The following is a 17,973-nucleotide window of genomic DNA, read 5'->3' as shown; positions in this document are numbered from 1 at the left end:
AGCAGCTATCGCAGCACCGTTGCCACCAGATCCGTGCCCAGCGCGGCCAGCGCGGGCAGGTCCGCCGCGTAGTGCACATAACGTCCGCGCCGCTCGCCGGTAATCAGCCCGGCCCGTTGCAAGACCGCGAGGTGGCGGGAGACCTCAGGAGGCGTCAGGTTCCAGGCGTGCGCCAGCTCAGTGGTGGTATGCGGGCCGCGGGCGAGGGTGCGCACCAGCCGGAGCCGGACCGGGTGGGCGAGGGCGCTGAGCCTGCCTTCGACCACCTCAAGCGAGGCCGGCTCGGTGGAGGCGAACCTCGCCGGCGCGCGGACCGGGTACTGGACCACAGGCCGCCACCCAGGTGCGCGGACCGCCACGAGATGCGGGCTGCCGAAGACGCTCGGGATGAAGGTCACCCCGGTCCGGCCTGCGCTCGCCGTGTCATCCTGGAGCTTGTCGATGACGATGCGGGTGCCATCGGGGGCGAGCGTGACGGCCGTTGACACGGCCGCGAGGGCGGCGCCGAGGCCCCGGCTGTCCCGCAGGCCGGCCTTCATCCGCAGGTCCGTCTTGATCCGCGCGGCGGTAGCTGTCCATGCCGCATCGAAGAACGCGGCCGCACACTGTTCCAGCGTTTCCCGCACCCGCGCCCGCACCGCCGGCGGATCGGCGAGCAGGCGCTCGGCGAATGCCTCCTGACGCGCGCCGCGCGCCTTCGCCTGGTCGAGCGCGCGCTCACGGGCGGCCGCGTCGCTGAGCGGCGAGGCGCCGAAATGGACCCGGCTGCTGCCGCAGGAGGTGACAAGCGCGGAGGTCACGTAGGCCTCGTCCGGGATGCGATCGACGTCGTCCAGTTCCTCCTTCAGCGTCTCGCGCGGCTGGGCGGGCAGTAGGAAATCCGCGCGAGAGGATCGCCAGAGGAACTCGGCCTCCTCAAGCCGTTCCGCTAGCTCCTGCGGCAGACCCGCGCGCACGATCGCGACCCAGGCGGTTAGCTCCAGGTGATGTCCTATCGCGGCCAGGGCGTGCAGCATCGCGGTCAACTCCGCCAGCGGGGAGGCGGCGAACGACACCCGTTCTGACGGCAATCCGCTGATATCGATGCGCAGCGTCATGTCGCCATTATTACTAGTGCGGCATGCGGGCCCGCTCAGTTGACGGAGGCCGTCAACCGGAGGCACTCCCGCCCTGCGCGCGCTGGCGGGCGTTACCGGACTGAGCTACCTGCTGTCGGCCGCCCTCGCCTGGTCCGTCCGCGTCCGGGCTGACCCCAGGCAGCACGCGCCTGGCCAGCCCGGCGGCCTCGCTGACCGCGGACCCGCCGCCACCGTTCCGCGGATGCGCCTACTGCTGGCCGCAAACGTCTGCTACGTGTTCTGCCTCAACGTGCCCGAGGTCGCGCTCCCGCTCGTGCTTGTCACCCAGCTGCACGCGTCCCCGGCGTGGGCGGCGGGCGCCTTCGCCGCGAACACGGCGCTCGTGGTCGCGTTCCAGGTCCCGGTGACGATCTGGATGTCCCGGTTCTCCCGCCGCACCGCCATGGCCATCTCCGGGGTCGTGATCAGCGTCTCCTACCTGGGCTTCCTGGCCGGCGCCGAGCTCGGCCACGGCTGGGCAGCGCCCGCCCTCGTGGGCGTGTCCGTGCTTTGCACCGTCGGTGAGATTATCTACGCCGGCAGTTCCATCGCGTTGGTGACGGCGACCGCTCCGCAAGAGGCGCTCGGCCGCACCCTGGCGCGATTCCAGCTGTCCACCGGATTCGGCCTGGCCATCTCTCCCGCGGTCATCACGGTCCTCGCCGCCCACGGCCCCGCCGCCCTGTGGGTCCCCCTGGCCGCCGCGACCCTGCTTTCCGCCGCCGCGGTGCGATAGCGTCTCACCTGGGGACACTGGACCGCGGGTCCGTGTCGCCAACGCGCGGAGGCGATTGGCTTGAATCCCGTCCATGAGTCGATCGTTGGTCGCGAGGCGGAACTCGCGGTCGCGCGGGGTTTCGTAGGCAACCACGCCGCCGGTCCGGCTTCGCTGACCATCGCGGGTGAGGCCGGCATCGGCAAGACGGCGATCTGGGCGCAGGCTCTGCTGGACGCTCAGGCGGCGGGGGCCGCGGTCCGGAGCTGCCGTTGCAGCCAGTCGGACGCGGCCTTGTCCTTCGCGGGTCTCGGTGATCTCTTCGATGGGCTGGACCCGTCGGAGCTGGCGGCTCTGCCCGCCGTCCAGCAACGAGCGCTGTCCGCTGCCCTGCTGATCTCCGGTGACGGCGATCGCGAGCCAGGCAGCAGGGTCGTCGGAGTCGCGGTGCTTGGCGTGCTCCGGGCTCTCGCCCGGTCCGGGCCGGTCCTGCTCGCAATCGACGACATTCAGTGGCTGGATATCAGCTCCCGCAGCGTTCTCTCCTTCGCGCTCCGGCGGCTGGACCGCGAGCCGGTGCGGCTCATCGCGTCCTGCCGCACGGACGCCGCCAGTCCTGTCACCGCGGACCTTGGCCTGCCTGGCGAGCGACTCGTGGTAGGTCCGGCGAGCGTCGGCATGATGCAGCGAATCATCCAGACCCGGCTGCGCGAGCCGCTGGCCCGGCCGATGCTCACCCGGCTCCACCGGGCCACCGGCGGGAATCCGATGATGTGCCTGGAGATGACCCGTGCGCTGCAGCGTCGGGGCGCGGAGTTCTCGGCGTCTGATCCTCTCCCAGTGCCGGCCGACTTCAGGGTCCTGGTCACCGAGCGGCTCCGCGGGCTCGCACCGCAGACAAGCGAGGCACTGCTGCTGACGGCCGCACTCGCGCAACCCACGGTCACCGCCGTGGCCGCCGCGGTGGGGGACGCCGCGGCGGCGGCGCGATGCCTGGAGGAAGCCGTGACCGCGGGGGTCCTTGAGGTCGACGGTGAGCGGGTCCGTTTCACGCATCCGCTGATCGCGTCGATCCCGTACGCGGACCTGACTCTGGCCGCTCGCCGGGCGCTGCACGAGCGGCTGGCGGGAACGGTGGCCGATCCCGAGGAGCGCGCACGGCACGCCGCACTTGGCTCGGCCGAGCCGTCATCCGCCGTCGCGGCCGCTCTCGACTCCGCGGCCCGGCATGCCCGCCGTCGTGGCAGCATCGACGCCGCCGCCGAGCTTGCCCAACTGTCACTCAGCCGTACCGCGACGAGCGATCCTGACCGCCTGCGCCGGACCGTCGAGGCGGCACGATACCTCTTCCTGCTTGGTGACCCGGCAGCGGCACGAGAACTGCTCGCCGGTGCGATCGACGCGACACCGCCGGGGCCGACACGGGTAGACGCACTACTGCTTGCCGCATCGATCGCGTCGTGGGAGAGCGGAGATGCCAACGTCGCGCGCTGGTGCGAGCAGGCACTCGCCGAGGCGGGCGAGGACAAGCTGCTGCTAGCCCGCAGCCACGCTACGTTCGCTGAGACAAGCCCCTCCGGGACCGCTGTCGACCTGTTCCACGCCGAGGCGGCGGTGGAACTGCTTGAGGCCATGCCCGCTCCGCCCGGCGGCCTGCTCGCGAACGCCCTGACGAACGTGGCCATGCACCGGTTCCGGCTGGGACGAGGGCTGGCGGTCTCGACTCTAGAACGCGCCGTGGCCCTGCAGGCACAGGCAGAACCGGTCCCGGTCAGCGACCGGGCCGGCCTCGCCCTTGGCATGTACCTCAAGGTTGTCGACCGCTTCGCGGAGTCACGCGCCTGGCTGCAGGTCATGCGCACCTGCGCCGTCGACGAGGGGGATGACAGCGCGCTGCCCATCACGCTCGGGCACCTCGCCGCCCTCGAATGCTGGGCAGGTGAGTACGACCTCGCCGTCACGCTGGCCACGGAGGGCAGGAATCACGCCGAGCGGATGGGCATCCGCGCTCCCATGCCTGCCTCGGTGCATGTGCTGGCACTGGCCCATCGAGGGCGCGTCGGAGAAGCGCGTGCGCTCGGCGAGCATGATCTCGCCGCAGACGAGTCAGTTGGCTTCGTGTCGGCGGTGGCGCTGGACCTGCGCAGCCTGGGCGCCGTGGAACTGATGGCAGGCGACCTTCCAGCGGCTGCCGGTCACTTTCTTCGCGCATTGCTGATCTCGTCCGAGGAGGTTGGCATCAACGAGCCGGCCATCCTCCGGGTGCACGCGGACGCGGTGGAGGTGCTGGTCGCGCTCGGACGCTTTGCCGACGCTGAGCGGCTGACCCAGCAGCTCGACGCCGCTACCGAGGCCAACCACCACCCGTGGTCGACGGTAATGGCAGCGCGTTGTCATGGCCTGCTGAGGGCCGCCTCTGGCGATCGAGCCGCAGCCGTCGAACTATTTGAGAGCGCTCTCGTCGACCATCAGCGACTGCCTATGCCCTTCGAGGAGGCACGAACCCGCCTGCTGCTTGGCCACACGCTCCGGCGGGCAGGCCAGCGGTCTCACGCCCGCCGGGAGCTGGAGGCTGCCTGCGCCGTGTTCCTGAACCTCGGGACCCCGATTCAGGAACGGCAGGCGCGAACGGAACTTGACAGCATCGGCGGCCGACGGCGGCTGGAATACGAGCTCACCCCCGTCGAGCAGCGGATCGCCGACCTGGTGGCAGTGGGTAAGACCAACCGAGAGGTCGCCGCGGCCACGTTCACGAGTGTCCGGACCGTTGAGACCCATCTGGGCCGGATTTACCGCAAGCTCGGGATCCGGTCGCGCACCGAGCTTGCCGCGCGGCCGCCGGCCTGATCCCCGCGGATCAGAGTTGCGTAGTTCCCCTGACGCGGGATCGCACCTTGCGCTCGTAGCGTTCCGGGCATGACCACACTGCGCCGCCCCGACCCGGACAGCCCCAGCTCGGTGTTCCTCGTGGAGCGGTACCTCCCGGCGGCGGCGGCCGGGAACCTGGCGTCGTCCGTCGCCCGCGCGGCTCGGCTCTGCGCGTTGTCCGCCGAGTCAGGCTCCGCTTCGAGGGTGCAGTACCTGCACTCCGTATACCTGCCCGCCGAGGACACCTGCTTCTGCCTGTTCCGCGCGGCGACGGCCGAGGTCATCCACGCCCTGAACGATGAGGCCAGCTTCGCGCTCGACCGAATCGCGGAAGCGGTCCAGCTCTACCCGGTCAATCCAGCACCCGACGAAACCTGAAGGATCACCATGTCGCAGCTCCCGCACCCGCTGGTCAGCCAGCCCGTCAACCCGGCACGCAAGCGAACTGGCCGCCGCTTCGCATCGCTGCTGCTGGCCGCCGGGCTGACTGTCGGCGCAATGACCGCCCTCGCCACGTCGTCGGCAAGCGCCGCAAGCGTCTGCGCCCCCGGCACCGACACCTGTGTAATCACGGACTCGGTGAATACCCCGCTCGGCCCGGTCGCCATCGCGGTGAGCGCCGAGAACGTCGTCACCGTGCAGCTCACCCCGACGGCCCCCAGGACCCTGGTGCTCGGCATCCCGTTCGCCATCCCGCCTGGTCCGCCTGGGTTTCCCGGGTACTCGCGCACGAGCATCACGACCGCGGGCGGAGTGGTGAACATTGACACGTTCCTCGCGCCACCGGGGACGGCGACTTGGTCCGGCCTGGCGGTTGTCTCGATCCACCCGCCGGGCCCGTGCCGTGTCCAGACCAGCGGGACCACCGTGGTCTTCACCCCGATCATCCCGCCAGGACCGCCCGCCTAACAGCAGGGTTCTCCAGCCAACCGCAGCAACTCCGACGCGATTCGCGTTCGGCTCACGGCCGCGATCCGCGGCCGGCAAAGGAGATCATCATGATCGGAACCGGCACACGCAGAGTCCTGCTCGCCGCCGCAGGCTGCTTGCTTCTGGCCAGCTGCGGTGCGGCAAAAACTTCCACCGCGCCCCCTGGCGCAAACCCCGCTGGGACTTCTTCGGCGGCTTCTTCCGCGGCAATCCCTGCCGCCGCTAACCCCGCTGCGACTACTACCGCGGCAACCCCTGCTGCCACAGCCGCCGCCGCGGAGGCTGGCGGCAGTGGCATGACCGCGTGCGGGCTGGTCACCGAACAGGATGCGAGCACGGCTCTCGGCAGGCCGGCAGGCCGCGGAACGGCGGGCGGCAGCTCAGCCCTTTCTGAGTGCATCTACGACGGCGGTGCGCTCATAGTCAGCATGAAGACGGACGGCAAAGCACTCTACGACAAGTCGCGTGCACAGGCGAAGGCCAAGGGCGTGCCCGACGTGCCCGGCATCGGCGACAGCGCGTTCAAGGCGGGCACCGATAAATTCTGCACGCTGCTCTTCATCAAGGGAACGACGCTCGTCAGCGTCCTGTTCGGCGGAACTGGTGCGCAGGATGCGGCCGTCGCAGTCGCCAAGACCGCAGCGGCAAAACTGTAGGTTTCGACCGGTGGTACGGAGGTTCCTTCCGTACCACCGGTCGCCGCGGTGTGCGGTGAAAGCCGCTAGCGCTTGGGGAACTGCCCTGGCTTGGCGACAAAGGCCTGCTGCAGGATCGCCGTGTCTCCGGTCACCTGGTGTGCGTTGTTGTCGTAGTCCCGCTCGCCGATGAACTGCAGCGTGGCCCGGTCGAAGATCCATTCGCTGCGGCCCTGGCTATTGGTCCAGGCGATGGCGATGCCGGGCCGTCCAACGGCATTTGTCACGTGGCCGACCAGGGTGACGCCGGGGATAAGGGCGGCCGCCCGGTACAGCGCCGCAGCGGTTCGCGGCGGCACGATAGCCTCGCGGATCAGGTCGCCGATGGTGGTGAAGGCCTCGCCATCGGGCCCCACCGCCTGTCCCTCGCCCTGCGTGTCGGCGTAGATGAGGTTGAGCAGCGCCCTGGGATCAGTGGGCAGTGACTGAAGCAGCCGGTAGGTGGGTCCGTTCACCGTCCCCTCGCCGCACCTGACAGCAGGCTCACCGGGCGATGGATGGACAATCTTCCCGTTGATCACCGTGTAGGGGCTGAGCAGAGTGCTCTCGCCTTCCTCAATGAGCAGGCCGGTGACGCAGACGTTGGCTACCGGCAGCCAGACCTGGCGTTCGTGCAGCTTATCCATCGTCGGAGTCGGCGAACCGTTGGTGTAGCTGGCGAAGGCAACCTCGCTGCGGATGTACATGAACTCGCTGTCACGTACCTGCGGGCTGGACTGCTGCTCAGCCGCGGTGGCGATCCGGGCGAGCAGCCGAGCCGCCGCTGGGGTGGCCCCGCCCGGCGAGCTCGTTGCGGAAACAATCGCGAAACCGCCGGCCGCGGCGGCCACGGCGACCACGCAGGCACCCGCCAGCGCCATCCGCGACGGACGCCGGGCCAGTCGTCGGCGAATGCGCGCAGGGACTGCGGTGTTCCTCTCCGGTGCTCGCCGGAATTCGGTCATCATGTGCTCCCGCAGCACGTTCGCGCGGTCGTCCGGCAGATCGCGTGAAGCGGGAGAGGGCAGCATGCTCGCTAGTTCACTGATCTCGTTGCCGTTCACTGGGTACCTCCAAGGGCTGACCGGGCTGCTCTGTTGCCGTCACCTGGTAGCTGTTCGCCGCGACGACCGGGTTCCCCGACGCAGCCGCCGGACTGCCGCGGCGTCCCATCGCCCCGCGGTTCGATGGCCATCTGCCGCAGCTTCCCGCGCGCCCTGTGCAGGCGCGACCGGACGGTTCCGATGGGGACGTCCAGTGCCTCCGCCGCGGCTGCGTAGTCGAGTCCCGCCCACACGCATAGCGCGATCACTTCCTGCTCGGCCGGCCTGAGCCTGCCGAACGCGGCGCGCAGTGCGGCCAAGCGGGCTGTGTCGTCGATGCGCTCGGCGATCTCGTCGGCGAAGTCCGGCACGGCAGCCGGCTCGGGCAGCCTGGCCATCGCCGCCTTGTGCCGTCGCGCCGCCCTGGAGAAATTCCTGACGACGTTGACGGTGATACCCAGCAGCCACGGCCGCAGCGATTCACCGTCGAGCTCCACCCGAGCCCGCAGCCGCCAGGCCTCGAGGAACGTCAGCGATACGACTTCTTCGGCTTCGACCCAGCTTCCAGTCAGCCGGAACGCAAGGTTATAGACCGCGCGTGAGTGGTTGTCGAACAGCGCGCCAAAAGCATCCGGGTCACCGTCGCGCACCCGGCCACGCAGGTTTGGCTCCATACACCTGCCCTGTCCGGCTAGTGCTGCAGAGTTCCCGCCATCCTTCCTACAGGAACCCTGCCAGCCGGTACAGGACCAGCGAGCCCGCAACGGCCACGTTGAGGCTGGCCCCGGTGCCGACCATCGGAATCTCGATGGCGACGTCGATCAGTTCCATCGCGTCGTCCGGAATCCCGTCGTGCTCGTGCCCCAGGACGACGACGGTCCGCTCTCTCGCGGCAGCCAGGTCCGCCAGCCTGATCGCCTCGTCGGCGAGTTCGACGCCGACAATCCGCGAACCCTGCTCTCGATGCCGGCTGAGCCAGGCGATCGGATCCCGGCCCGTCCAGTGCACGCACGCAGGACGTCGCAGCGTATTGCCCTTGTCCAAGGCCTCGGGCATCCATGGCAACTTCGGTACCGCCATGCACGCCCCGACCGCATCGCACGTCCGGAGCAGGGTGCCGAGGTTCACCCCGTACTTGGGCCAAAGCGGGGCGATTATCAGGTGATCCCAGCAGGAGTGCGAATGCCTCCTGCGCTGGCGCTTGATCTCCTTACGAGGAGTGACGCGCGCCCCGCTCACGATGCGCGACGAGCTGATTCCGATCTCATAGATACGGTGCTTAGCGGCGCACCAAGGCCATCACCGGAAATGCTGTCGCCACCACTTTACCGATGACCGCAGCTTCATGATCAACTGCCGGTTGACGACTCATTCGTCACTGGCTGGCGGTCATGTAGCTTGGCGAGGTCGGCGGCAGCGCGGCCCGATGCCCAGCCCTCCGCGTCGGTAACCCGGGCGGCGCGGCCGCGCTTCACGTTCCCGCCGAACAATTCGCCGACGGCTTCGTCAACGGCCTGCTGCCGTGCGGCCAGGAACGGCACCAGGTCGGCGCCCGAACGCACCGTCCCGGCACCGTCCCGCTCGACTGCGGCCAGTTCATCGACGGCCTCCGCAGTGGCGTGGGCAGTCGCTTCTTCTAGTCGCTCGCCGATCCGGATCGCGTACGAGACAAGAAACGACTGGCGGAACGCCCGCGTGCGGCTGCGGCCAAACTCGTCCTTCTTGCCTCCGGCGCGCAGCATCGCCGTGTTGGCCTGCACAAGCAGCGAAGTAAAGAGGAGTTCAACCGCGTCCAGGTCGGCAGGGAACCCGACCACCGTCATCAGGCCGACATCCTTCGACCAGACCGCCCGGCATCGGTTGGCCAGGGCGATGACGTTCAGCAGGGTAGCCTTCGGCTCCTCGTAGGGGTTGTCGACGGGGATCCGGCGGCCGGACGGCTCCTCGCGCTCACCGGACCGCGCGGCGAGCAGCGCGTGGTCGATGCTGTACTTGGCCATCAGCTCCTGCGCCCGGGCAGAGAGTGCCTCGGCTTCCTCGGCGAAGTCCGTTGACTCGGCCTTGGCAAGCAGCGCGCGAATCCGGCCAAGCATCCGGTCGTCGGCCGCGCTCGCGGTGCCTGCGCGGGCCGGCGCGCTCCCGGGCTTGCGCGCCCCGGCGCGACGGACCGTCCCCGGGAGCGGAAGGAGCAGCTCCAGCCGCTGCAGGTGGCCGAAGAGATGCACAGTCTCGATCGCCGTCGCGACGGCAGCCCAGAACGTGGGGTCGGTGCTCTGTGCCTTCCACGCGGTCAGGTAATCGCCGTCGCTCCCCCACCAGTTCGGCCCTTCATAGGCAGCCGGGCCGTAGGAGGTGGCGCGCAGCCCTGCTACCTGATCGGCCCAGCGGGGATCGATGGTGGCGGCGGCGTAGGTGTGCGCCTCGTTGGTGATCATGTCCGCGATCATCGCAGCGTGCGCCGCACTCAGTTCGCGGCCGAAGTGCCTGGCCAGCTCGGCTGGCTGCCAGCCGCCGCGCCAAGCTTGCGCCACCTGGGAGCGCATGGCCTCGGCGAGAACGCGGCTGACCGTCTGGGTCCACTCCGCGGATCGCTCCGCCGCCAGCTGATCCAGGGCGGAACGGTAGGTTCGCTCGTCACCGGAGCAGACGGCCTCGATAGCACCCCCGACGAGCTCCGATACCTGCTCCGGCTGCGACCGGAAGGGCACGGACGTCGGCCTGTCGGCCGCCGCACGGGCGCGCTGGCGAGACTGCTCCTTCTTCTGCCGCCGTTGCCTGCCCGCCTTGCCCATGGAGCGAGCTTACGGTGCCGGTACCTAGCAGGGATGAGCATTCGTACTCAGGCGCGCGCGAGCGGCGGCTGCTGATACTGAGCTCATGAGCGTGTCGCGGGAATGCGGGAAGACGCAGCGGAACCGGGTCCTCGGTGCTGTAGCGGCAGCTGCGGCAGCCACGGTGCTGGCTTCGTGCGCGGCAGCCGGGCAAGGTGCCGGCGCCGGGGCGGGGACGCCCGGGCCAAGCCAGCAGGCTGGCCTGCCGGCGCCGGGGCGGGCCTCATCGCTGATCATCAGCGGCGGCCTGTACGGGGTGGCAGCGCTGTCAGCTGCCGACGTGTGGGCGGTCGGCAGCACCCCCATGACCGACCCGATGACGGTGCGCTGGAACGGCAGCGCGTGGACCGAAAAGGTGCTCACTCTCCTTAAAGGCCAGCCGGGCAACCCTCCCGGCAGTTTCGCTGCGGTAGCGACGGTGTCCCCTCATGACGTCTGGGCAGTCGGCGTGACCGCAGGGCAGCCCCTTGCCCAGCACTGGAACGGCCGGGCCTGGACAGTGGTGCCCACGCCGTCACCGGGTCCCCAGGGCAGCGGCATCGGCGCCGATCTCTACAGCGTTGCCGCGGTGTCAGCCCGGGATGCCTGGGCGGTCGGCGGAACAAACGGCGGCAAGACCTGGATCATCCGCTGGGACGGCACCGCCTGGACCCGGGTGCCCAGTCCCAGTCCCGGGCAGAGCGCGCAGCTGAACCGCGTGGCCGCCGCATCCGCGGACAGTGCCTGGGCCGTCGGCAGCTACACCAGCCCCGCCACTGGCATCTCGCTCCTCCTGATCGAGCACTGGGATGGCCATGCATGGACTGCGGTGCCCAGCCCGGCCATCCGCGGCGGGGCAGCGCTCATGGGCGTGGCCGCAGCCTCCCCGGATAGCGCCTGGGCAGTTGGCGGAGGCGGGGAAGGCGCGCTGATCGAGCACTGGGACGGCCGGGCGTGGGCGAGGGTACCCAGCCCGCACTTGGCTGGCGGGGGTACTCTGCGCGCCGTGGCAGCGCTGTCTCCCGCCAGCGCCTGGGCAGTCGGTACCGGAAGCCTGCGCCCAGGGCACTCGCTGACGACCGTCATCGAGCACTGGGACGGCCGGGCCTGGACGCTAGTCCCCAGCCCAGCCACTGGCGACCTGACCGCCGTGACCGCCGCCTCCGCCGACAGCGCCTGGGCTGTCGGATCCTCCTCGGTCGGCGGCGGCGGCACCGCCGTCATCGAGCACTGGGACGGGAAAGCCTGGACCTGGCCCCCCGGTTTCTGCGCCAGCCCCGCTGGCCCTGGCTGCCCCGCGCCCCCGAGCCAGCCTCCGGGCAGCAGCTGACGCGGGCAGAGCTGCTGACGCAGGCGCAGCAGCTGACGCGGGCGCACCGGCGAGGCTCCGGCGTGTACATGTTCAGTCGGGAAGGGCGAGCGGGCCGCCGTGCCCAGGAATGCCCCGGTCGGCCGGGATGACCTCCTCGACCGCTTCGCCGGCGTCGATGCCGTGGCCGCGCGTGTACTCGGCCAGGCGCTTGTAGTAGGCCGACACCACATCGAGCGTCTGACGCGCCGCGTTCAGCACGGTGGCTCCGGCGTGCTCGACGACATCGGCCTCGTGCGCCTCAAAGGCACGGATTCCCTCTAGCACGGTGTTCTTCAGGTCGCGCAGGAGCTGGACGTCCATGTGCGCGTAGCTGCGGCACATCGCCGCGACCCGCCCGAAGTCCTCCCCGGCGAGCAGCTGCTTCTTGACCGAGCCCACAGAACGACGGACCAGTGCGACCTCCGGGCGCGCCAAGGTGGCGGCAAGTTCGGTGTCGAAGGACCGGATATCCAGGTTCGGGTCACAGAATCCGACGGTCAGCTGCCACAGGTTGCGCAGGTCGTCGTGAACCAGGCCGTCGAGGTAACTGATGAGGAACCGCCGGTGCGCCTCCATCACGTACTGCGCCTTGAAGGGCGTCAGCTGCTTAGCATCCTCGCCCAGGGTGGTCACCATCGCCACGAACGCGTAGTCGGCATTCAGCGCATTTTCCATACCGACCAGCAGGTAAACGAACCGCACCCAGGTCCGGAACAGGTCCTCAAGCGACATCGCATGCAGGCCGTCTTCGGTGAGCACCACGCCCCATCGGTCGCGGAAGTCGAGCCTGCGCAGATGGCCGATCTCATACATGGCGAGCTGTGCGTCGATTTCGGAGTGCGCGTCGTGCAGGACTTTCCGGTAGGCGGCGGTCGCGTCGAGCCCGACGTGGTTGCGGACGATGTGCGCCCCGCCGATGTGCAGGTGCTGGAATTCGGTGACATCGAAGACCGCGCCGCTGATCGCCATCCAGTAGGGCGCACCGGGGGCGTTGTGGGTGGCCAGTTCCGATACCTCGAAGCGGCGACCCTGCTGGGCGTGACCGAGATAGGTGGTGAATACGTCCTCGCCGAGACGTCCGTCCGCCACCAGCTGGCGGAGGAATTCTGCTCCGTCACCAGGCACGATGCCGGCCAGTGCCTCGCGCACCGCGACCGCGAATCGAGCGGTGCCGCAAACATAGGCAAAGGCGCCGCGACCGCCCTCGGCCGTGGGGCGCAGCAGATCCCACAGGCTGTCTGCTTCGGCGCGGATGACGTCGTCTACCCGGCGTCGCTGCCCGCTCTGGACAACATGGCGCTGGCCGTCGAAGCTGACCGCGGCATCGGCGCGGGAGAAGGCGACGGAAAGTCTCAGCCGGCCCGCGGCGGCCGCCGCGTCCAGATCTGCCTGCACGGCGAATTCTTCCGGTGTCCTGATGCCCAGATAGAGCCGGTTCTCGCCGGAGCCGGTGCGCGCGGCGACGAATCCCAGGAAGGGGGCGACCCCCGAGCCAGCCGCGAACATCACGACCGGCGTCGCAGGATCGGCAGGCAGCCGGAACCGCGGGGCGGAGACGATCTGCAGTGACAGCCGGTGCTGCCCTTCGACGCTCGCCCGGCGCAGGAAATGCGATGCCGTTCCCTGCCGTGGGCGGGGGTATGACCAGGGCGTCTGGGCGGAGGAGTAACCCAGGCCGGCGACTACTAGCCGGAGCGCGGTCGCCGGCTGGCCAGGCGCCGCCGCCGAAGCGATTGAGTACAGCCGGAAAGGCTCGGGCGGGATCACCGCGCAGAACGCGTCGTCCTCGCCAGGATCGGCCTTCCACAGCCGGGTGACGTCATATCCCCCCGCATACAACAGGTTCAGGACGTCCCACAGCTCCCACTGATCCTCCATGCGGGCGTCAACCACTCGCTGCCACGCACCGACGGCCGTCAGCTTCACCAGTCGTTTCGCCACCGCGCGGGTGACCGGGCGGAGCTGGGCAAAGCGCAGCAACGTCCGCAGTGGCAGCAGGTCGGTTTCGCTGTATCCTTCCCGGCAGGCCACCGCCGCCTTCCATTCCGGAGTGAGCCGCACGAGTTCGTCGCCGGTTGCCTGCAGCGCGGCCACGGTGCGGCGCACCAGGTCCTGGTCGTTCTCGGCCAGCACGCCGACCCGGTCACCCGGCAGGTGGTACACCCCTTGACTGGTGACGTCGATCTCCAGGTAACAGGTCCAGGCACCAGATTCAGCGGTCACGACGCGGCCCCTGCGGGCGGTGCCGAACACGACGGGCGGTCCAACCGGCGGGCGGCGCTCTTCCCGGACAAAAGCCAGCTCGTTGTCGACCTTGTCCCAGGTCCTGTCCTTGAACAACCCGGTGAACCGGGCGCCGGTGGTCACCTGCCTGCCGACCTTGAAGGCCACCTCAAGGAAGCCGTACGCCTTGACGCGATGCAGTCCCATCCAGCCGCGGTCGCCGAGGTAGGCGTCAAGCATCGCGTTGTAGACGCCGCGCAAGGCGCCGCTGCGGCTGCGCTCGATGTACTGGCGTACCGACACCTCGCGCAGGGCGGCTACCAGCTCCTGCCAGTGACGCGGAAAGAACCCGGCGAGGTAAATGCTCTGCTGACCGACCACCGACGCGAAGTCCTGACGCTCGAGAAACGCGTCAAGTGCGTGGATCTGCGGCTGCGCGGTGCCGCTCGGGCTGGGCGCGCCATCGAAGATCGGGACGCCGGCGGTGCCGACCGTCTTGGCCCACAGCACCTGGTCGAGCGCATACCTGCCCCGCAAGTTGGGATCAATCTGCGGGTAGATGGTACGGGTCACGTACTGCAGCTGGTCGAGGATGACCAGCAGCGCTCCCTCCAGCGCCGCCGGATCGTCGGCGACCACAGCTTCCTGTGCGTCAAGCATGGCGCCGAGGACTGGGGTAAGGCCCATCGCGAATTCAGTGGTCACCAGGTAGAAGACGCGCTCGGCCGCGTTGTTCCAGGTCGGCACCAGCAGGTCCATGTTGTCCAGCATCCGCGGCCCGGCTGGGTCTCGGAGCCGCCAGTTATAGAAGAACAGGTCGATGTAGGAGACAGCCGGGACCTTCTTGCCCAGCCGACGCGAAACGGTCGTCCACGGTCGCAACAGCGAGTCCGGCAGCGCCGGCGGTGGATCGATCGCCATGTACTGATAGGCGTGGGCGAATACCCCGAGCAAAGTCGATGCGCGCAGCAGGTACCGGTCAGGCAAGGCAGCCGGCGACGCATCAAGCACTGGCATCGCATCGAACGCCCGGCGCAGGGACAGCCGCCGGAACAGGTCTGGGAGCTGATCGGTCATGTCGTCCCAGGCCCGGTGCGATTCCGGGAACGCGAGCAGCGGCTGCTCTGCGGGCAGGAATCCGTGCGCCAGCGACAGGAAGCCGTCGAGTTCGTGCCCGGACTTTTTGTTGTGCGCTTCCGCGGCCTGCACCACGCGCCGCGCCGCCACGCCCTCAAGCGGAGCCTGCCGGACGGCGGTCAGCTGGCCGGGGTCGATGAGTCTCGTCGCGCTTGAGTCAATGAAGGACCACGTGACGTCGTACCGGCCGATGCGCACTCGGTCGCCGGGGACGAGCACGTGGCGTGTCACTCGCTTATCGTTGACGTGGGTCCCGTTGGTGCTGCCGAGGTCTACGACCACCAACTCGTCGCCGGCCATCTCGATCCGCGCGTGCCGCCGGGAGACGTCGGGATCGTCGAGGACCACCGCCGCGGCGCCACTGTCGCGGCCGAGGGTCGCCGGCAGCGCGCACACCCGGTGGCCGATGTCGCGGGTGTGGCGATCGATGAGGGTAAGCCGGATTTCAGGAATGGTAAATCACCGCGCGGCACAGATCGGCCCGGGACAGCGTGCCCACCAGGGCACCGTCATCGACCACGGGAAGTCTCCGGATCCCGCGGTCGATCATCACGATCGCTGCCCTGGCGAGGTCGTCGGCCGGCCGGACCGTCGCCGCGTCGCGCACGACGAGCGGATCGATGACACGATCGGCGAGGGCACGGCCGCGCTCAAGGAAAATGCGGAACGCGTCCGCGAGCGTGCCCCCGGCGGCGGTTACGTCTCCGAAGCCGGGCAGCATGGCCCGCACCACGTCCTCCTCGGACAGCGACCCGACGAAGCGGCCGTCGTGATCCAGAACCATCAGATGGCCGACTTCAGAAACGCTGACCATCTCGGCTGCCCGCCGGATAGTCGCCCCGAGCCGTATGTACGCGGGAAACGCCGTCATCACGTCGCTGACCAGCACACGCCCACCCCTTCATGGACCAGTCAGAGGCCTTAGAACTTTCTTAAATGTTAGTGGTAAAGCCGCGAATCGTCCTAGCCCTCCGGACACGGCTGTATTGCCCTTTTTGCGAACCGGGCAGCTTTCGCGCGCCTGGAGGTGCGGGAGGTGTGCGCGGCCGCGGGCCGGGGAACATCCGGCAACGGGGACGGTTCTGGCATGTCTGACACCGGGGGAAGGAGCAGACGATGCAAACTTCAGCATGGCGGTTCAGCGGCACCGAGGGCGCCGATGACGCGGTGGTCAAGCTTAAGGCCCTGGCCGCCCAGGACCTCATCGAGCTGCAGGATGTCACGGTGATCCGCTGGCCTCGGTGGGCCGCCCAGCCCATCGTGCAGGAGCACGTTACCGAGGAGATGAGCAAGGTTTCCGCCCTGATGGGCAGGCGCAAGAACGCGGTAGTTGACGGCTCGATGATCGACGCGGCCCGAGGCGACATGACGCCGGGAACCTCGGTGATCGTGATGATGACCGCCAACGCCAAGATTGACGCGATAGCCGGGACGTTCCAGGGACTGGGACGGGACATCGAGCTAATCCGCAGCGATTTGTCGGTTCCCGAACAGGACCAGCTGAAGGAGGCCATCAGCCAGGCGATCAGCCGGGGTCAAGGTCCGCCGCCGCAGAGAACCCAGTAAGCGGGAATCGCTGGATCAGGCGATAAGCAGCCGCTCGCCAAGCTCTGCCGCGTCGAGTTCGACGAGGTCGCGGTTGCGTTCCCCTCGGCCGGATGCTAGGTCATCACGGAGGCTGCGGACTGCCCGCTGCTCGGCGGCCGGCCCGACTCTGGCCCAGATCGACATTCCGCGGCGGACGTGCTCGTCCAGGTACGCCTCGGGCCGGCGCCAGTAGGCCTCGTAGAGGCCGTCCGCGCAATCCCAGGGAATGAGCACCGGTTCCACCCGGGCTCCGATAGCGCGGGCCAGTTCGGCCGGCCGACGAGAAGGCCAAAGCGCTCGGGCAGATAGTGGCCAGCGATTCCACCCTCCCATCCTCCCCCCGCCACACCGCGCGGTACAGCCCAGCGAGCCTCGCAGCCAACCCGGCGGCGACACGCGCTGGGCGGTCATCGGCCGGGCAACGAGGTCACGGCAGCCGGGAGGGTCTGCGGCAGGCCGAACGTCGCGAATAGGCCAGGGTCCTTGAAGAAGGTGGCCCGTGCGACACGCGACCCGGCGATGGTGACCACGCATATCGCGTGTGCCCTATAGACGCCGTCGTGGTGGCGCTCGTATACGGCGAAGGCGGGCTGGCCGTTGGCGGCCACCGGGATCATCTGGAGGCGGCCCGGTCGGGTAAGGACCCGGGCTCGCAGGAAGCGCCCGATCAGCTCCCGGCCGGTGAACCAGGTCACCTCGGGCGGCATCTCGAAGACGGCGTCCTCGCGCAGCAGCTCCACGACCGCAGCGACGTCGGCATCCTGGAACGCCGTCGCGAACCTGTCGAGCAGGGCAACGTCGGCCGGGTTAGCGGGCTCGCGGATCAGGTCCTCCTCAGGTGCCGCCTGCTCCAGCCGGGCCCGAGCCCGCTGCAGCGTGCCGTTCACCGCGACCGTTGTCGTGCCGAGCAGATCGGCGACCTCCGTGGCCCGCCAGCGCAGCACGTCGCGCAGGATCAGCACGGCGCGCTGCCGGGGAGGTAGGTACTGCAAGGCGGCGATCAGGGCGATCCGCATGCGCTGACGTGACGCGACGATCTCGGCTGGATCGGCGAACCCGGCGCTGACCAGCGCGTCGGGAATGGGCTGCAGCCACGGGATCTCCGGCCGCGGCGCGGCAAGCGGAGCCTCCGGGTACTCGCTCGGGCCGCCAAGGCCGGACGGCAACGGCCTGCGGCCGCTGTTCTCCAGTGCGCGCAGGCAGGCGTTGGTCGCGATCCGGTACAGCCAGGTCCGCAGCGACGCCCGCCCCTCGAAGTCGCCGTAGGACCGCCAGGCACGGATCATGGTCTCCTGCACCTGGTCCTCCGCATCGTGGACCGAGCCCAGCATCCGGTAGCAGTGCGCAAGCAACTCAGGCCGGAAGGGATCGGTGAGACGCGCGAAATCCTCGCTCACTGCCATGGCCCCTCCCTCCGAACATCGCGTGCCAAGCCGTCACTGGTAGAGATCCGGCCCGGCCGCGAAACTAACCGGCCTGCAGCACATCCATCCGCGCGCGTGTCCCGCGGTCAGTTT

General features: G+C 69.2%; 16 protein-coding genes. 7 read left to right on the top strand and 9 right to left on the bottom strand.

Features of this window, described 5'->3' with window-relative positions:
* Positions 1-5: 5 nt before the first annotated feature.
* The gene (locus tag EAS64_RS30470) at positions 6-1,097 is read right to left on the bottom strand and encodes a DUF5937 family protein (RefSeq protein ID WP_145858637.1); all 1,092 of its coding nucleotides are present in this window, start codon (positions 1,095-1,097) and stop codon (positions 6-8) included.
* 223 nt (positions 1,098-1,320) lie between these two features.
* Here EAS64_RS30470 and EAS64_RS30465 point away from each other — a divergent pair, with 223 nt between their 5' ends.
* The 5 genes from EAS64_RS30465 to EAS64_RS30445 all read left to right on the top strand — a co-directional run bounded on the left by EAS64_RS30465 (position 1,321) and on the right by EAS64_RS30445 (position 6,287).
* Entirely contained in the window at positions 1,321-1,854 is a 534-nt protein-coding gene (locus EAS64_RS30465) for an MFS transporter (RefSeq protein WP_246115923.1), read from the top strand.
* Between the two features lie 60 nt (positions 1,855-1,914).
* Complete coding sequence (locus tag EAS64_RS30460) at positions 1,915-4,680, top strand: helix-turn-helix transcriptional regulator (protein ID WP_145858634.1); 2,766 nt, start codon at positions 1,915-1,917, stop codon at positions 4,678-4,680.
* Between the two features lie 69 nt (positions 4,681-4,749).
* Positions 4,750-5,079, top strand: a complete 330-nt coding sequence (locus tag EAS64_RS30455; RefSeq protein ID WP_145858632.1) for a nickel-binding protein — start codon at positions 4,750-4,752, stop codon at positions 5,077-5,079.
* 9 nt (positions 5,080-5,088) lie between these two features.
* Positions 5,089-5,610, top strand: a complete 522-nt coding sequence (locus EAS64_RS30450; protein WP_145858631.1) for a hypothetical protein — start codon at positions 5,089-5,091, stop codon at positions 5,608-5,610.
* A gap of 89 nt (positions 5,611-5,699) precedes the next feature.
* Entirely contained in the window at positions 5,700-6,287 is a 588-nt protein-coding gene (locus tag EAS64_RS30445) for a hypothetical protein (RefSeq protein ID WP_145858629.1), read from the top strand.
* A gap of 65 nt (positions 6,288-6,352) precedes the next feature.
* On the opposite strand, the gene EAS64_RS30440 is transcribed toward EAS64_RS30445, so the two are convergent.
* The 4 genes from EAS64_RS30440 to EAS64_RS30425 form a co-directional block, all read right to left on the bottom strand.
* Complete coding sequence (locus EAS64_RS30440; RefSeq protein ID WP_145858627.1) at positions 6,353-7,369, bottom strand: CU044_5270 family protein; 1,017 nt, start codon at positions 7,367-7,369, stop codon at positions 6,353-6,355.
* Positions 7,366-8,022, bottom strand: a complete 657-nt coding sequence (locus EAS64_RS30435) for an RNA polymerase sigma factor (protein WP_145858625.1) — start codon at positions 8,020-8,022, stop codon at positions 7,366-7,368. The genes EAS64_RS30440 and EAS64_RS30435 overlap by 4 nt, the downstream gene beginning before the upstream one ends.
* A 46-nt stretch (positions 8,023-8,068) precedes the next feature.
* A complete protein-coding gene (locus EAS64_RS30430) occupies positions 8,069-8,476 on the bottom strand; it encodes a TrmH family RNA methyltransferase (protein ID WP_281283348.1) in 408 nt (135 codons plus the stop codon).
* 221 nt (positions 8,477-8,697) lie between these two features.
* A complete protein-coding gene (locus tag EAS64_RS30425; protein ID WP_145858622.1) occupies positions 8,698-10,140 on the bottom strand; it encodes a DUF2786 domain-containing protein in 1,443 nt (480 codons plus the stop codon).
* An 85-nt stretch (positions 10,141-10,225) separates the two neighbouring features.
* On the opposite strand from EAS64_RS30425, the gene EAS64_RS30420 reads away from it, so the two are divergent.
* The gene (locus tag EAS64_RS30420) at positions 10,226-11,488 is read left to right on the top strand and encodes a beta propeller repeat protein (protein ID WP_145858620.1); all 1,263 of its coding nucleotides are present in this window, start codon (positions 10,226-10,228) and stop codon (positions 11,486-11,488) included.
* A gap of 72 nt (positions 11,489-11,560) precedes the next feature.
* Here EAS64_RS30420 and EAS64_RS30415 read toward each other — a convergent pair whose 3' ends face one another.
* Together EAS64_RS30415 and EAS64_RS30410 are read right to left on the bottom strand one after the other, a co-directional pair.
* Positions 11,561-15,265 (bottom strand): FHA domain-containing protein, encoded by a 3,705-nt coding sequence (locus tag EAS64_RS30415; protein ID WP_145858619.1) that lies wholly within the window; start codon positions 15,263-15,265, stop codon positions 11,561-11,563.
* Between the two features lie 49 nt (positions 15,266-15,314).
* Positions 15,315-15,758: a CBS domain-containing protein gene (locus EAS64_RS30410; protein WP_145858617.1), complete on the bottom strand. Its 444-nt coding sequence runs from the start codon at positions 15,756-15,758 to the stop codon at positions 15,315-15,317.
* A gap of 227 nt (positions 15,759-15,985) precedes the next feature.
* Between EAS64_RS30410 and EAS64_RS30405 the strand changes: the two genes are divergently transcribed.
* Entirely contained in the window at positions 15,986-16,435 is a 450-nt protein-coding gene (locus EAS64_RS30405) for a DUF1269 domain-containing protein (RefSeq protein WP_145858615.1), read from the top strand.
* A gap of 15 nt (positions 16,436-16,450) precedes the next feature.
* Here EAS64_RS30405 and EAS64_RS30400 read toward each other — a convergent pair whose 3' ends face one another.
* Together EAS64_RS30400 and EAS64_RS30395 are read right to left on the bottom strand one after the other, a co-directional pair.
* Positions 16,451-16,699 carry a hypothetical protein gene (locus EAS64_RS30400; RefSeq protein WP_222849722.1) on the bottom strand — a complete coding sequence of 83 codons (249 nt, stop codon included), beginning with the start codon at positions 16,697-16,699 and terminating at the stop codon, positions 16,451-16,453.
* Between the two features lie 164 nt (positions 16,700-16,863).
* Positions 16,864-17,859 carry a sigma-70 family RNA polymerase sigma factor gene (locus tag EAS64_RS30395; RefSeq protein WP_145858614.1) on the bottom strand — a complete coding sequence of 332 codons (996 nt, stop codon included), beginning with the start codon at positions 17,857-17,859 and terminating at the stop codon, positions 16,864-16,866.
* Positions 17,860-17,973 lie beyond the last annotated feature (114 nt).

Source organism: Trebonia kvetii, assembly GCF_007827045.1.
Classification (GTDB): Bacteria; Actinomycetota; Actinomycetes; order Streptosporangiales; family Streptosporangiaceae; genus Trebonia; species Trebonia kvetii.
Note: the sequence above shows the minus strand (reverse complement) of the source record. Positions and strands in the feature narration are given on the sequence as shown.